This window comes from Pseudescherichia sp. (assembly GCF_032052675.1).
GTDB lineage: Bacteria > Pseudomonadota > Gammaproteobacteria > Enterobacterales > Enterobacteriaceae > Pseudescherichia.
The window spans coordinates 154,227-167,719 of record NZ_DAMBWA010000002.1 but is presented as its reverse complement, the minus strand read 5'-3'; the positions used below and the strand labels follow the sequence as shown (position 1 = coordinate 167,719).

Genomic DNA, 13,493 nt, shown 5'->3' with positions numbered 1-13,493 from the left:
GCTTCCTGAAGCTGGCGTTTGGAAAAGGTAAAGCAGAGAAAAGGTGACAGCGTCACCTTTTTTGACACATCCATGCGGCAAGACGACGCAGCATGGCATCGCAGGCGGCTAACTGTTCAACAGTGATAAACTCATCGGGCTTATGGCCCTGCGCCATACTGCCCGGCCCGCAGATCACGCTGGGGATGCCGGCCTGATGGAACAGTCCACCTTCCGTACCGAATGCCACGGTGCTGAAGGCGTCAGAACCGGTGAGATGAGCAACCAGCCGCGCGGCGGCGCTGTGCGCTGCAGTAGACAAACCGGGATAGCCGCTGATGGGATAAAAGCGGATGGCGGCGTCGGCATTGACAGCGTGCATATGCGGCAGCAGCTCCCGTTGCGCATAACCTTCCAGCTCCTGCACCACCTGCTGCGCGTCGTCCTGCGGCAACGTGCGCACTTCGAAGTCAAACGTACAGTCGGCAGGTACAATATTTAGCGCCCGGCCGCCCTGAATCACGCCGGTTTGCACCGTCGTAAACGGCGGATCGAAACGCGGATCCTGACGTTCCGGCGCGGCCAGCCGCTGGCCTATCACCGTAAGGCGGTGAATCAGCTTTGCCGCGTATTCAATGGCATTGACCCCCTGCGGCGCATAGGCCGAATGGCAGGCCGCGCCCTGCACTTCACAACGAACGCCAAGCTTGCCTTTGTGGCCGAGCACAGGCTGTAGTTCGGTGGGTTCGCCAATGAGGCAGATGTCGGGCTTGTCCGGGCGGCTCGCCAGCGCATCCAGCAAGGTGCGAACGCCCAGGCATCCCACCTCCTCATCATAGGAGATCGCCAGATGCAGCGGCTGCGCCAGCGGCTGTGCAAGAAAATGCGGCACCGCCGCCAGCATGCAGGCGACAAAGCCTTTCATGTCCGCCGTGCCGCGGCCGTATAGCTTGCCGTCTCGCTCTGTCAGCGCAAACGGCGGGACGCTCCAGCTCTGCCCATCCACCGGCACCACATCGCTGTGGCCGGAGAGCATCACGCCGCCGCTGCCTGCCGGGCCAAGCCGCGCATAGAGATTAGCTTTGCTGCGCTCGGCATTATGAATCAGCTCACAGTGGACGCCGAGATCGGTTAAATAGCGCCAGACAAAGTCGATCAGCGCCAGGTTGGATTCGCGGCTGGTGGTGTCAAACGCCACCAGCTGCTCCAGCAGTTTGCGACTGGTTATCATCGCCTCTCCTTGCGTTATTCGTCGCCCGGCACGCCGTAGCCAGGCGCGCTGCGGGGATCGAGCGCGCGCGTTATATAGTCCTGCATCTGCGGCTTGTACGCCTGCCAGAGCTGATTGAGCTCATCTATGGGATCGGCGTCCGTCCAGTCGACACGTAAATCGACAACCGGCCAGACAGGCGCATCCACAATCGACAGTGCCGCTGAATGCACAGGCCCTGCCTCTCCGCCAGCGTTCATGCCCGCCTGCATCGCGGCGATGAGCCTGTCGGCAAGATCGCCTGAGCGTTGTTCGAAGGCGTTGACCATCGCGATAATGACATCCGAACTCGCCAGCATATTGCCCGCCGCCACGCAGTTTTCGCCGCTCAGGGCGTTGTTAACGCCGAGCGTCTTATCGCCGCTGTAAAACGCGCTTTGTCCGTCGGCCGTCAGCACCGTAACCTGTCGATAGATGGCGTAGTCATCGGTGCCGAGCCCGGCTTTTAGCGCGGTGTCGACAGCATCGCCCTGCTCCAGCCGGTCAAGAATGCGCGGCCCGAGCGCCGGTAAGGTGATGTTTTGGGTTGAGACCGCGCCGACCTGGCTGCGCAGCCAGGGACAACGCGCGCCCACCGCGATGCTGGACGAGCTAATGGCGATGCCCATCTGGCCGGTTTGCGCGCAGCGGCCAATAATCGATAAGGTCATGGTTTATTCTCCTGCCTGCGGCTGCCAGTCGTCCGGGATCACGGCGATAACATCAATCTCCATCAGCCACTGCGGCTGACCCAGCCCAGAGATAACCAGCCCGGTTGAGATGGGAAATACGCCTTTCAGCCATTTGCCGACAACCTGATAGACCGGCTCGCGATAGCGAGGGTCGATGATATAGGTGGTCGTTTTAACGATGTGCGACAGATCGCTGCCCGCTTCTTCCAGCAGCTGTTTCACGTTTTTCATCGCCTGTTCGGCCTGCGCGGCCGGGTCGCCAAGCCCCACCAGATTCCCGTCGAAGTCGGTACCAATCTGACCGCGAACGTAAACGGTATTGCCAGCGCGAACGGCCTGGCAAAGATCGTTGTCCAGCGACTGGTTCGGGTAGGTCTCTTTCGTATTGAATTTGCGAATGCGGGTATGTGTGCTCATGTTTGCCTGCTGAGAAAAGGGATTCCCAGCAAGGTATACATTCTCGGGCGTCACAGACAAAACAGCATAATCCGAGGCGTTAGTTTAAAAAATCCGAGTTAACCGAATGAATTAAACTGCTTATCGGAGCCTGTGCTGAATGTCTGTGAAAAAGGTTCAGCTCTGTGATGGGAACTGGCCAAGCTGTAGGAACAGGCCAAACCAGTCCTCCATGTGCCAGGTGGTGGTGATTAGACCGTTGGCAACTGTGTGAAACTCATGCAGTCTGAAACTCACCTTTTTACCGGTAGGTGGGATGCCAAACAGCTCACCCAAATGGGTCCCGCCGATTTCGGCACGCACGGCAACCTTGCCCGGTTCCTGAACCGTGTCATGGATGGTGATGTGCACATCCGGAAAGGCGGCGACGACCATGTTGATGATGGTCTTTATCCCTGCCGGGCCGGGAGCCTGACCTGGCGCCAGCGGAATGTCATCCCACTCAGGGGCAAGGACGGCATCCACAAGATCGGGATCCTGTTCGCTGAATGCACGATACAATGTTTCTACAGCCGCAAGTTCGGTGCGTAATTGCTGGGTCAACTCTGCCGAGGGGATGTTCATGAGAAGCGTTACTCCGTAGTTAAGGAGGTGGCAGAATAAAACTTGCGTTACAATCAATCCAACAAATAACCGATATAACCCATTATTCGAAATATGGATTTTCATGGTATCGATCTAAACCTGTTAGTGGCGTTCAATGCGCTCATGAACGAACGCAATGTTACGCGCGCCGCAATCCAGACTGGTGTAAGCCAGCCAGCGATGAGCGCAGCCCTGTCCCGGCTACGTATCCTGCTGGGCGATCCCCTCTTTCAGCGCAGCAATGCAGGTTTAATTCCCACATCACGCGCGCGGGACCTGGCATCCCCCATTGCTGCTGCTCTGCAACAGATCGAGCAGGTAATGATTACCCAGCCTGGCTTTAAGCCTGAAACGGCACAGGTCACGTTTAAACTGGGCCTGCAAGATTATCCTACCGTGGTCCTGCTTCCGACGCTTATGCAAGCGCTGGCGCAGACCTGCCCCGGCGTCTCTTTGAATGTGGTTTCATTTAATGACCGCAATGCTGCTGTCGATCTGCTCGATGCCGGTGCGATCGATGTGGCCCTCGGCGTGCCGCCGACAAATAGGGATGCGCGTATTCTGACCCAGCCGCTGCTGCGTGATGAATTTGTTACCATCGTATCGCGTGAACATCGGGCTGCAAGGGAGCCGATGGATTTGAAAACCTATCTGGATCTGCAGCATGTGCTCGTATCACCGGAAGGACAGCTGCACGGCCTCGTCGATCAGACTCTCGCCCAACAGGGCAAGCAGCGTAAGCTTGCCTTAACCGTGCCACACATTTTTGCCGTACCTGCGATCATCGCGCGTACCGATATGGCCGCCACGATCCTCAAACGTGTGGCCCTCCATTCGCAGACCAGCTATCAGCTCATGCTGTTTTCGCCACCCCTGGCGCTGCCGGAAATCGTGTTTGACCTGATATGGCATAGACGCAGCAACAACTCTCCCGCTCAGGTATGGTTCAGAGAATTTATTGCAGCGCACGCAAGTACCTTGTAGCAAGTTGTTCGATGCCCTTTCCAAGTCTACCCTTGAAGTTCTTTTATTATCAGGGAAAACCATGTCATCAGAAAGATTTTTAAAAAGCCTACGCGCTCAGTCTCCGAATATCAGCTCTGGTGTAAGCGTACACGGGGCCAGAACGCATAACCTCAAGGACGTTTCTTTTACTTTTCCCCGTGATGCTATGGTGGTGTTTACCGGCATATCCGGCTCGGGTAAATCTTCCCTGGCATTTGACACGCTCTATGCCGAGGCGCAGCAACGCTTTATGGAATCCGTCGCACCGCACGCGCGACGTCTGATTGAGCAGGCATCTGCGCCAGACGTGGATGGTATAGACGGTCTGCCGCCTGCTGTTGCCCTGCAGCAGAGCCGGGCCGGTGCGCAGGAGCGCTCAACGGTCGGCAGCCTGACACGGATCTCTGTTACCCTAAGGCTGCTATTTTCCCGCGCCGGTAGCCATCCCGCTGACGTCCCGTTCCTTGCCGCTGAATCTTTCTCGCCCAATAACCCCCAGGGCGCCTGCCCGGCCTGCCAGGGTATGGGCAGGGTACATGAAGTGAAAGCCGACGCGCTTGTTCCAGACGATTCGCTGAGCATTCGCGAAGGGGCAATAGCCTCCTGGCCTGCAGGCTGGCAGGCAAAAAACCTGCGTTCCATTCTGGAAACGCTGGGCTACGACATTGATGCGCCCTGGAAAACGCTGGCTGAGAAAGATCGAGAGTGGATCATCTTCACCGACGAACAGCCCTCGGTACCCATCTTTTTAGGACTCAATGCGGAGCAGCGCCAGGAGGCCATCGCGGCAGGCACTGAGCCCGCCTATACCGGCACCTATACCAGCGTCAGAAGATACCTGCTGCAGAGCTACTCGGGCGGTAAGGAGTCGGTGAAAAAACGCCTCTCCCGCTTCATTACCGTGGCACCGTGCACTGAATGTCACGGCAAGCGACTTAACCGGAATGCCCTGGCCTACACCTTTGCGGGCTACGATATTGCAGAAATGGCCGATCTGACGATTACTCAGCTGAAGGCGCTGCTTTTACCCTTTGCCGATGGCCGTTCGCAACAGCTACCTGGCGAGGCCGCGCTACGCGAGGCCGTTATCAGGATGGCGACCGATATCTGTAGCCGCCTCGACCAGCTCGAAAAACTGGGTCTTGGACACCTCTCTCTCAGCCGCCGGACCACCATGCTCTCGTCCGGTGAGCTGCAGCGGATCCGTCTGGCCACGCAGCTTATTTCCCGGCTCTTTGGCGTGGTTTACGTGCTCGATGAGCCTGCGGCTGGCCTGCATCCGGAAGACGTACGCGCCCTGCTCCAGTCCCTGCGTTTGCTGCTTGAGGCGGGCAACTCGCTGATCATTGTCGAACACAATCTGGATGTTATCGCCGAAGCCGACTGGCTGACGGAAGTGGGCCCAGGCCCAGGACGTTTGGGCGGTGAGATCGTGTATAACGGCATCCCATCGGGTCTCAAACAGGTATCCAGTTCGCCTACCGCAGGCTACCTGTTCGACAGCCATCGTCCGGGCCTGCGTCGGCGTCGCCTTCCCGAACGCTGGCTGACGCTTGAGCAGATCATCTGCAATAACATTCACGGGCTGGATGTCCGCATCCCCCTGGAACGGATGACCGCCATCACCGGCGTGTCTGGCTCGGGTAAATCCACGCTTCTGGCCCGGGTGCTCCCCGCGCTGCTTCAACGACTCGACAAAACGCCGGAAGAGGAAGGTGCTGAGGAGGACGGCGTGGTTCCCGATGTACAGGGTAAAATCACGGCGGGCGGGACGTCTCTTAATCGTCTGGTTCGTATCGATCAACGGCCCATCGGGCGGACGCCGCGATCCAACCTGGCGACCTATACCGGCTTTTTCGACACCGTACGCAAGCTCTTTGCTGAAACGGACGAGGCGAAAAAGCGCGGCTTTAACGCCAGCCGGTTTTCCTTCAACCTCCCCGCCGGGCGCTGCCCAGCCTGCGAGGGCCAGGGGCAGATCACCATAGAGCTGCTGTTCATGCCCGAGGCAAGCGCGCCGTGCTCCGCCTGCGGCGGGCGTCGCTACAATGATGAAACCCTTGAGGTGCGGTGGCATAACAGAACGATAGCGGACGTGCTGGATCTTACCGTCGACGAAGCCATTTCAGCGTTCAGGAACAATGACACTATCCAGCGTTCTCTCGCCGCGCTTGCCGCGCTCGGTCTCGGCTACCTGACGCTAGGCCAGCCAGCGACCGAACTGTCCGGCGGTGAATGTCAGCGCATTAAGCTTGCCTGGGAACTACAGCGGGTGCAGCGGGGTAAAACGCTCTATCTGCTGGACGAGCCCTCCACGGGGCTGCATCCGGCGGATATGGATAAGCTGATGCGGGTCCTTGACCGGCTGGTACAGCGCGGCGATACGGTGGTCATGGCGGAGCACGATATGCGCATCGCCGCCGAAGCCGACTGGATCCTCGATCTTGGACCTGGCTCTGGCGAAAACGGCGGACAACTCGTTGCGGCCGGTACGCCGGAAGAGGTAAGCCGCTCGCAGGACAGCCTCACCGCGCCCTATCTGTCAGCCAGGTTGAAAAAGAGGAGCAGCGATCCTGACGCATAGCGACGAACAGCGTTGTGAACGTGAGAGTCAGGGGAGTGCCACATGGCACTCTCCCTTTTTTGATTACTCCAGCGCCAGCAGTGCGAAACTGGCCAGCCAGTGTCCGCCGCTGTAGTGGCTTCCCACTACATGCTCTACGCTGGCCGCAAGATGACGCTCCACCGCCTCGCTCAGCGCCTGCTGCCCCGCGTGCTGTGTCGGCAACGCTTGCGCAATATGCTTCATGCACCAGGCGCGGCTGAGGTTTAAACCATCCAGGTGGGCAATTTTGGGATCGGTACGATCGCTCACTTCTGCCGGGTTCATCAGCGCCCACACCGCGCCCACGTCAGGAAGAAACGCATCGAACCAGGCCGGAAAACGATCCGTCACCTTGCTCATTAGCAGTGCTTCCGTAAGCGCCCCGGAGATATACTCGTCCCCGCCTGGCTCATAGTGAGCCGGATAGCGCGTGTCAGCGAGATAGAAGCGGTTCGCCGCCGTCACAATCGATTGCTCAAGCGCGTCATCCTGCACGGCGCGAGCATAGTCCAGACCCAGCGCCAACGCAAAGGCGGTGTTGTAATGGGTACCCACCCGGATCGGGTAGGTTAACTTACTGAGATAATCCATCAGCCGGCCGCGAATATCCTGCGTTAATGGCTGAAGGGTCTGATACCAGCCCGCGGCCTGGGGTAACGCGGATTGCTTCAGCTCCTGAGCCAGCGCCAGCAACCAGCCGTATCCGTAAGGCCGCTCAAAAGAGGCCCGAAACGGCGCGTTGAAATAGGCCAACTCCTGCGCAACCTTCTCTTCCGTCATGTGCTCATCAAATAGCGCGACAATCTCATCCCGGCACGGCAGCTCAGGATAGTGGCGCACGCAACGCAGCAGCAGCCAGTAACCATGCACTGCCGAGTGCCAGTCGAAACAGCCGTAAAAAATAGGATGCAGTTCGCGGGGCGGCAGTACGTCACCATCGTCATTAAGCAGATGCATAATGTGGTTAGGGTATTCTTGACGCAAATAGGTCAATGGCATTCTGGCAAACGCATCAGCCTGATGTTGAGTGAGTTCCATAACAGCTCCTTAAGTCATTGCTACGCTTAGCGAAATACGAGGAAATACATTAAGAACACGTTAACAACCAGCAGGGTTAGCGCGGTCGGGATCTGGATTTTGATCACCTGGTACTTATCTTTAAGCTCTAACAGAGCCGCAGGAACGATATTGAAATTGGCGGCCATCGGCGTCATCAGGGTGCCGCAATAGCCCGCGTACATGCCAATTGCCAGCAGCGGAGCCGGGTTACCGTGGTGTACGTTGATCAGGAATGGCAAGGCGATACCTGCACTCAGCACCGGGAAAGCCGCAAAGGCGTTGCCCATGATCATGGTAAAGAGCGCCATACCTACGCAATAAATCACCACCAGCATGAAACGGTTATCCGGGTTCACAAACAGGCTAACCACCTTTTGCACCGATTCACCGGTATTCGCCACCACAAACACACCGCCCAGCATGGCAAGCATCTGTGGCAGGATCACTGCCCAGCCGATGGTATCAACAAGGCGACGAGACTGGCGGACCGCATGCAGCGGCGTCCCCTTTGTCAGCCACCAGCCCGTGAGGATCGCGGCAACGCACGCCACGCACAGGGCCGCGAGCGTGAGCTGTTTCTGGTCAAGCAGGTAGACCCCACCCACAGATACGCCTTTCAGGAACAAGGTGCCGATCACGGTAACCACCGGGATCATCAGCGCCGGAAGGAACAGCCAGTTTTTCAGTCGATTTGATGAGGCGACGCGCTCGGACTCGGTGGACATTTTATAATGGCCTTTACCCACCAGCCCGAACCCTGCCAGCAAGGCAATGAGGATGACGCAGCCACCAATGATCCGGTACGCCAGAGACTTGCCCAACTCCTGCACCATCAGATCGCCAAACAGGAAGATCCCGCCGAACAAAAACCAGAACAGCGCGGTGGTAAAGCGCTTAGGATTGGCGCGATCGCGCAGGGTCATCACCACCAGCAGCATCACAACGAAGCCAATCAGGTAGTACACGCGGTTAATAGTGATAAGCGTCATCATGGTGCGATCTCCTGTGTACCCTGCTCTGCTCGCCAGGCCATTACGTCGCGACGAATGCTCGCATCCAGGCGCAGCAGACGCGTCATATGAATAATCAATGCCGCGATGGCGGTTGGAATGGCCCACAGGCCGATATGCAGCGGTTCTATCCCCTCGATACCGCTCTCTTTCAGGAAGGCATCAATCAGCAGGACGGCGCCAAAGGCGATAAAGATATCCTCGCCAAAGAAGACCGCAATATTGTCGCACGCGGCGGCATGCGCTTTGATTTTGTCGCGGATATGTTGCGGCAGCTCGCCATATTCATTCAGTGCCGCCCCTTCGGCCATCGGCGCAAGCAGCGGACGTACCGTCTGGGCATGACCGCCAAGCGACATCAGCCCCAGCGCCGCCGTCCCTTCACGCGCCACAAAGTAGAGCATCAGAATACGTGCCGAGGTGGCACTGGCGATCTTAGCCACCCAGGCCTGGGCCCGCTCTTTGAGCCCGTAGTATTCCAGCAGGCCAATAACCGGCAGGATCAAGATAAAGGTTGCCAGCGATCGGCTATTAACGAACTTTTCGCCAAATGTCTCCAGCAACAGACCAAAGTCCATGCCCACCAGCAGACCCGTCGTCAGCCCGGCCACCACCACCACCAGCAGCGGGTTGAAGCGCAGTGCAAAGCCGATAACCACGATGGGTATCCCAATCAGCGGCAATAATGTCGAACCGTCCATAAACGTTTACCCTATCCAAAGTGAGTGTTGCGCGCCGAGGGCTATTTTTTTAATACTTCGTGTCAGGACGAAGCGTGATGCATTACGGCGAGCGATGTTGTGTTTTGCGCCTGGCTCCACAGAACCAGCACTAAAAAGCTATATCTGAACCACAAAAACATGTAAACAATTTATCAATAAAATGTTCTTATTTTATCGGTTCGAGTTTACATTTTTGGCTAAGAGTCACACTCCAGTAAGGAACGTCATGACCTTAAAAAAACGTGCTTCATCAAACCACGACGATATAACGGATGGCCGGATCGTCTCTTCCCGCCATCTGGTGTCTGAGCGCTGTGCAGAGTTATCGGAGCTGGAATACGCGCTGATCATGACCAGCAACGCGTTCAATAAATGGATGGTGCGCTGCATGACCGCCGCCGGTGAGCCTGATATGGGCGCCTTTGACGTCTCGCTTCTGCATCATGTGAACCATCGCAACCGTAAGAAAAAGCTGGCCGATATCTGTTTTGTTCTTAACGTCGAAGATACCCATGTGGTGACCTACGCGTTGAAAAAGCTGGTCAAAGCGAGCTACGTGACAAGTGAAAAAGTCGGTAAAGAGCTCTATTTCTCAACGACAGAGGACGGCAAAGCGCTATGCATGAAATACCGCGATGTGCGTGAAGCCTGCCTTATCAATATTCATGCAGAAAGCGGCATCTCGGGGGCGTCAATCGGTGAGACCGCGCAGCTGCTCCGCGCCATCTCTTCTCTGTATGACACAGCCGCCCGGGCGGCGGCATCACTGTGAGACAAAAAAATAATGATTGATTATAAACAGCTTAGCGCACTACAGGCCCAGCAGGTTTCAGCAGAGTTAGGGGATGTTCTTCAGGCCTGCGTAGCCGACGGCGCAAGCGTGGGTTTTACCGACCCGGCAGACCGCGCTGCAATAGACCGTTTCTGGCAGAGCCAGGTTGACAGCCTTGCCAGCCAGGAGTGCGACCTGCTGGTTGCGCGTGAGCACGACACTGTCGTCGCCACCGTGATGATCGACTACTGCGGTAAGCCTAATGGCCGCCATCGTGCCGAAATCTGTAAGCTGCTGGTGCACCCTGCCGCCCGGCAGCGGGGCATTGCCCGCCAGCTGATGAAGCTGGCTGAGCAACACGCATGGGATAAAGGCATTACCCTGCTGGTTCTGGATACGCGCAGCGGCGATGTGGCAAGCCAGCTGTATCTCTCCTTAGGCTGGCAGGTTGCCGGTGAGATCCCCGCCTATGCAGAGTCCATTGAAGGACGCCTGGATGCCACAACCTATATGTATAAACTGAATCGTCATTAAGAGGTCGGAAGAAACGTTTCGTGAAGATGCCGCCAGCGGACCGTGCCATCCTGCTCGGATTCGAGTACCACGGTTGAGAAACGTAACGTCGCGCTTTGGCCGGGCAACTGCTGACGCTCCTCATAGGTTACGGTTGCGCCACCCGCACTCTCTGCAACCAGCTGCATATTCTCAATATCGATGTGCAGCCCCCTCTTCGCACCGCGCTGGGTACGAAAGAAAGAGGCGAGCGCGGTGAAATCAAGCATGGCTCCCCCGGGCGTAACCATTGAGTACGCCGGACTGAAACGCGCTAACAGCGTTTCGCCTACCTCGGTTGCAGCGGTTTCATTGCCCAGCCAGAGGCTAATCAGCTCATGGGCATCAATAACTTCTTGAAAATAGCGATTCATTTCTTCTCCTTATTGATCGTTAAGACAAGGCTGCGGTTCGGCAGCCGCAGGCAGTAGCGCACCGGAATAATCACGCTGCCTGCAGCCAATAAAAAACAGAGATGGAAAGCCTGGCTCGCTGGCAGTCCTGCGCTGAGCATGAGGTTCAACAGCAAACCCATCACGGCGACGCCTAAACAAAAACTCAGCTGGCGATTAATGTTCCAAAGCGCGCTGGCATCAGCTAATTCACGCTCCGCAATGCCAATAAATGCCGAGCTTTGCGCCGTACTGCTGCACAAGCTGCTGCCAAACCCCATTAAAAGGTAAGCCAGTACGGTAATGGTGATGTCTTCGACATGGCCAATAAGCGTCAGCAACGTAATGCCTACTCCCTGCCCGAGGCAGCCGATAATAAACAGCGGACGTGGGCCGACATAATTGAATATTTTCCCGGTGAGCGTGATAGCCACGCAGGAAGCCAGCGCCCAGGGGATCATCATTGACCCCACGAGCGTTGCACTCATACCCATTTGAGCCTGAAGATAGATCATGGCAATAAGACTTACGCCGGTAAATATGCCAGGAATAAAGTGATACACCAGCATTGCGGTTTGCAGCAGCGGCGCGTTCAGAAGTCGCAGGTTAAGCAACGGCGTCGCATTTCTTAGAGCGTGCCGGACGAAAAAAACCATCAGCAGAATGCCGATCGCCAGCAATAGCCCGCCTTGCCCGCTATGTCCCGCCTCTCCCAGATACGTTAGCCCCAGCAGAATCAACGTGAGCGCCGAACAGGCTATGGTTAGCCCCGATAGATCAAGGGGTTCTGGCGATGTCGTGCGCGCGTCTGGCTTAAGCCAGAGAGCAGAGAGGATCAGCGTTACGCCCGCGAGCGGCAAGCTTGCTAAAAAGACATAGCGCCAGCTGATGTTATCAACAATCAGCCCGCCAAGGGTGGGTGATAATGCCGGGGCCAGTAACGCCACCAGCATAATCGCTGAAGAGAGCCTGGCACGCTCGTGACTGCGATAGAGCGCATAGGTCATCGTCTGCCCAACGGGAATCAACAACCCTCCGCCTACCCCCTGTAGCCATCGCCAGGCGATAAGCTGAGATAGCGAAGGGGCAAGACCCGCGCCGGTGGTACCTGCCATAAAAACAATCAGAGATAGCATCAGCAGGCGCTTAGTGCCGATACGCTGGGATAACCAGCGGCTTAGCGGTATCACCAGGGTGAGGCCAAGGATATACCCGTTGCTCACCCAGGCTAACAGGCTCACAGAGGCAGCAAAGCGTCGGGCAATATCGGGATACGCTACGTTGGCGATAAACATGTTAACCAGATCGATAAAGAACCCCAGCAGATAGATAGTGGCTACGCGCATTCGATAGTTCATTAACACTCATTTTCTCTTAAAATTTATTTCTTAAACAACAGGGTACGCGCAGTATAGGCAGGGAATGAGGTGGGATAAACGCCACGCCAGGCGTTATACTGTCAAATTCATTTTGACAATAAATGGGCTGAGGAGCGCAAATGCTCAACATGCAGCGGCTTGAGATTTTTGTTGCGGTAGTGGAGGCCGGTAGCTTTACAGGCGCAGCGCAAACGCTGGGGCTGACCAAGGCAGTGGTCAGCTTTAACATCAAAAAGCTGGAAGAGAAGCTTGGCGTATCGTTACTCACCCGCAGTACCCGACAGGTTGCCGTCACCGATTCTGGAGAACGCTTCTATCATCGGTGCCAGCGGCTGCTGCAGGAGGCTGAAAGCGTGTTCAATGACGTGCGTAGCGATCATTCCGGCTTAGGCGGCTTGCTACGTATCACGACCACGCCGGAATACGGCGCACGTGTCGTTGTTCCCGCGCTTGCGGCTTTCTCAGTTGAACATCCCCAGCTGAGAATTCAGCATGTCTCCTCTTCGAAAAACGACGATCTGATTGCCGGGCGATTTGACGTTGCTATCCGGCTTGGTCAGCTCACGGACTCAAGCCATCATGCCAAATTAATCGATCGGTTCGAGATCCTCCCCGTCGCGTCACCTGCTTACCTGAAACGCTACGGAGGATCGCACTCCCTCACTCTGGAGCGGCTTGCCGAGGGGAGCTGGCTGGCCCACACCCGACTTGCTACCCCACTTAACTGGCAGATTCTGACTCCAGAGGGCGAAAGCGTACTCTTTCGGGCCCATCTCCCTCCGGTCATCATGGCAGACAGCGCGGCCTCACTTCTGGCGTTTGCCAGATGCGGGGCCGGAGTTGCGCTACTGCCGGGCTGGCTGGTGCAGGACGATGTGGATAATGGCCAGCTCGTCCATTTGCTTCCCGATCACCGCTTTCCTCGTCAGGGGATCTATGCGCTCTATCCCAATACGCGCCATGTTCCGGAAAAAGTGCGAATGTTCATCGACTTTCTACAAAACTGGGTGACACATGCCGAGTAAGCTTCGCCTTG

14 protein-coding genes are annotated in these 13,493 nt (G+C 56.8%); 5 read left to right on the top strand and 9 right to left on the bottom strand.

What is annotated here, in order from left to right; translation table 11 throughout:
• Positions 1–52: 52 nt before the first annotated feature.
• The 4 genes from argE to RTX96_RS03340 form a co-directional block, all read right to left on the bottom strand.
• The gene (gene argE / locus RTX96_RS03355; protein WP_312670130.1) at positions 53–1,210 is read right to left on the bottom strand and encodes an acetylornithine deacetylase; all 1,158 of its coding nucleotides are present in this window, start codon (positions 1,208–1,210) and stop codon (positions 53–55) included.
• Between the two features lie 14 nt (positions 1,211–1,224).
• On the bottom strand, positions 1,225–1,899 hold the full coding sequence (locus RTX96_RS03350; RefSeq protein WP_312670129.1) for a DUF1028 domain-containing protein: 675 nt from the start codon (positions 1,897–1,899) through the stop codon (positions 1,225–1,227).
• 3 nt (positions 1,900–1,902) lie between these two features.
• Entirely contained in the window at positions 1,903–2,337 is a 435-nt protein-coding gene (locus RTX96_RS03345; RefSeq protein ID WP_103821020.1) for a RidA family protein, read from the bottom strand.
• 156 nt (positions 2,338–2,493) lie between these two features.
• Positions 2,494–3,045 (bottom strand): ester cyclase, encoded by a 552-nt coding sequence (locus RTX96_RS03340; protein WP_312670128.1) that lies wholly within the window; start codon positions 3,043–3,045, stop codon positions 2,494–2,496.
• On the opposite strand from RTX96_RS03340, the gene RTX96_RS03335 reads away from it, so the two are divergent.
• The gene (locus RTX96_RS03335) at positions 3,034–3,945 is read left to right on the top strand and encodes a LysR family transcriptional regulator (RefSeq protein ID WP_312670127.1); all 912 of its coding nucleotides are present in this window, start codon (positions 3,034–3,036) and stop codon (positions 3,943–3,945) included. The two genes, RTX96_RS03340 and RTX96_RS03335, sit on opposite strands and share 12 nt — an antisense overlap.
• A 61-nt stretch (positions 3,946–4,006) precedes the next feature.
• Positions 4,007–6,550, top strand: a complete 2,544-nt coding sequence (locus tag RTX96_RS03330; protein WP_312670126.1) for an excinuclease ABC subunit UvrA — start codon at positions 4,007–4,009, stop codon at positions 6,548–6,550.
• Positions 6,551–6,613: 63 nt separating this feature from the next.
• Here RTX96_RS03330 and RTX96_RS03325 read toward each other — a convergent pair whose 3' ends face one another.
• Genes RTX96_RS03325 through RTX96_RS03315 form a run of 3 tightly spaced genes read right to left on the bottom strand, consistent with a single transcriptional unit; the run spans position 6,614 to position 9,341 of the window.
• A complete protein-coding gene (locus tag RTX96_RS03325; RefSeq protein ID WP_312670125.1) occupies positions 6,614–7,609 on the bottom strand; it encodes a DUF2891 domain-containing protein in 996 nt (331 codons plus the stop codon).
• Between the two features lie 26 nt (positions 7,610–7,635).
• Positions 7,636–8,622, bottom strand: coding sequence for a DUF979 domain-containing protein (locus RTX96_RS03320; protein WP_312267901.1), 987 nt, complete (start codon positions 8,620–8,622; stop codon positions 7,636–7,638).
• Complete coding sequence (locus tag RTX96_RS03315) at positions 8,619–9,341, bottom strand: DUF969 domain-containing protein (RefSeq protein WP_103821016.1); 723 nt, start codon at positions 9,339–9,341, stop codon at positions 8,619–8,621. Before RTX96_RS03315 ends, RTX96_RS03320 begins: the two co-directional genes overlap by 4 nt.
• 247 nt (positions 9,342–9,588) lie before the next feature.
• Here RTX96_RS03315 and RTX96_RS03310 point away from each other — a divergent pair, with 247 nt between their 5' ends.
• Positions 9,589–10,134: a winged helix DNA-binding protein gene (locus RTX96_RS03310; protein ID WP_312670124.1), complete on the top strand. Its 546-nt coding sequence runs from the start codon at positions 9,589–9,591 to the stop codon at positions 10,132–10,134.
• Positions 10,135–10,146: 12 nt separating this feature from the next.
• On the top strand, positions 10,147–10,668 hold the full coding sequence (locus RTX96_RS03305; protein WP_312670123.1) for a GNAT family N-acetyltransferase: 522 nt from the start codon (positions 10,147–10,149) through the stop codon (positions 10,666–10,668).
• On the opposite strand, the gene RTX96_RS03300 is transcribed toward RTX96_RS03305, so the two are convergent.
• Both RTX96_RS03300 and RTX96_RS03295 read right to left on the bottom strand, forming a co-directional pair.
• The gene (locus tag RTX96_RS03300) at positions 10,665–11,060 is read right to left on the bottom strand and encodes a DUF4440 domain-containing protein (RefSeq protein WP_312670122.1); all 396 of its coding nucleotides are present in this window, start codon (positions 11,058–11,060) and stop codon (positions 10,665–10,667) included. The genes RTX96_RS03305 and RTX96_RS03300 overlap by 4 nt on opposite strands.
• Positions 11,057–12,436: an MFS transporter gene (locus RTX96_RS03295; RefSeq protein WP_312670121.1), complete on the bottom strand. Its 1,380-nt coding sequence runs from the start codon at positions 12,434–12,436 to the stop codon at positions 11,057–11,059. The genes RTX96_RS03300 and RTX96_RS03295 overlap by 4 nt, the downstream gene beginning before the upstream one ends.
• A 140-nt stretch (positions 12,437–12,576) precedes the next feature.
• Between RTX96_RS03295 and RTX96_RS03290 the strand changes: the two genes are divergently transcribed.
• Positions 12,577–13,482: a LysR family transcriptional regulator gene (locus tag RTX96_RS03290; protein WP_312670120.1), complete on the top strand. Its 906-nt coding sequence runs from the start codon at positions 12,577–12,579 to the stop codon at positions 13,480–13,482.
• The last annotated feature ends 11 nt before the right edge of the window (positions 13,483–13,493 follow it).

Excerpts from the sequence above, each read along its gene's own strand:
- RTX96_RS03305 (WP_312670123.1), top strand. The coding sequence starts at position 10,147 with ATGATTGATTATAAACAGCTTAGCGCACTACAGGCCCAGCAGGTTTCA.
- RTX96_RS03335 (WP_312670127.1), top strand. The coding sequence starts at position 3,034 with ATGGATTTTCATGGTATCGATCTAAACCTGTTAGTGGCGTTCAATGCG.
- RTX96_RS03310 (WP_312670124.1), top strand. The coding sequence starts at position 9,589 with ATGACCTTAAAAAAACGTGCTTCATCAAACCACGACGATATAACGGAT.
- RTX96_RS03340 (WP_312670128.1), bottom strand. The coding sequence starts at position 3,045 with ATGAAAATCCATATTTCGAATAATGGGTTATATCGGTTATTTGTTGGA.
- RTX96_RS03320 (WP_312267901.1), bottom strand. The coding sequence starts at position 8,622 with ATGATGACGCTTATCACTATTAACCGCGTGTACTACCTGATTGGCTTC.
- RTX96_RS03290 (WP_312670120.1), top strand. The coding sequence starts at position 12,577 with ATGCTCAACATGCAGCGGCTTGAGATTTTTGTTGCGGTAGTGGAGGCC.
- RTX96_RS03295 (WP_312670121.1), bottom strand. The coding sequence starts at position 12,436 with ATGAACTATCGAATGCGCGTAGCCACTATCTATCTGCTGGGGTTCTTT.
- argE (WP_312670130.1), bottom strand. The coding sequence starts at position 1,210 with ATGATAACCAGTCGCAAACTGCTGGAGCAGCTGGTGGCGTTTGACACC.
- RTX96_RS03350 (WP_312670129.1), bottom strand. The coding sequence starts at position 1,899 with ATGACCTTATCGATTATTGGCCGCTGCGCGCAAACCGGCCAGATGGGC.
- RTX96_RS03300 (WP_312670122.1), bottom strand. The coding sequence starts at position 11,060 with ATGAATCGCTATTTTCAAGAAGTTATTGATGCCCATGAGCTGATTAGC.
- RTX96_RS03345 (WP_103821020.1), bottom strand. The coding sequence starts at position 2,337 with ATGAGCACACATACCCGCATTCGCAAATTCAATACGAAAGAGACCTAC.
- RTX96_RS03325 (WP_312670125.1), bottom strand. The coding sequence starts at position 7,609 with ATGGAACTCACTCAACATCAGGCTGATGCGTTTGCCAGAATGCCATTG.
- RTX96_RS03315 (WP_103821016.1), bottom strand. The coding sequence starts at position 9,341 with ATGGACGGTTCGACATTATTGCCGCTGATTGGGATACCCATCGTGGTT.
- RTX96_RS03330 (WP_312670126.1), top strand. The coding sequence starts at position 4,007 with ATGTCATCAGAAAGATTTTTAAAAAGCCTACGCGCTCAGTCTCCGAAT.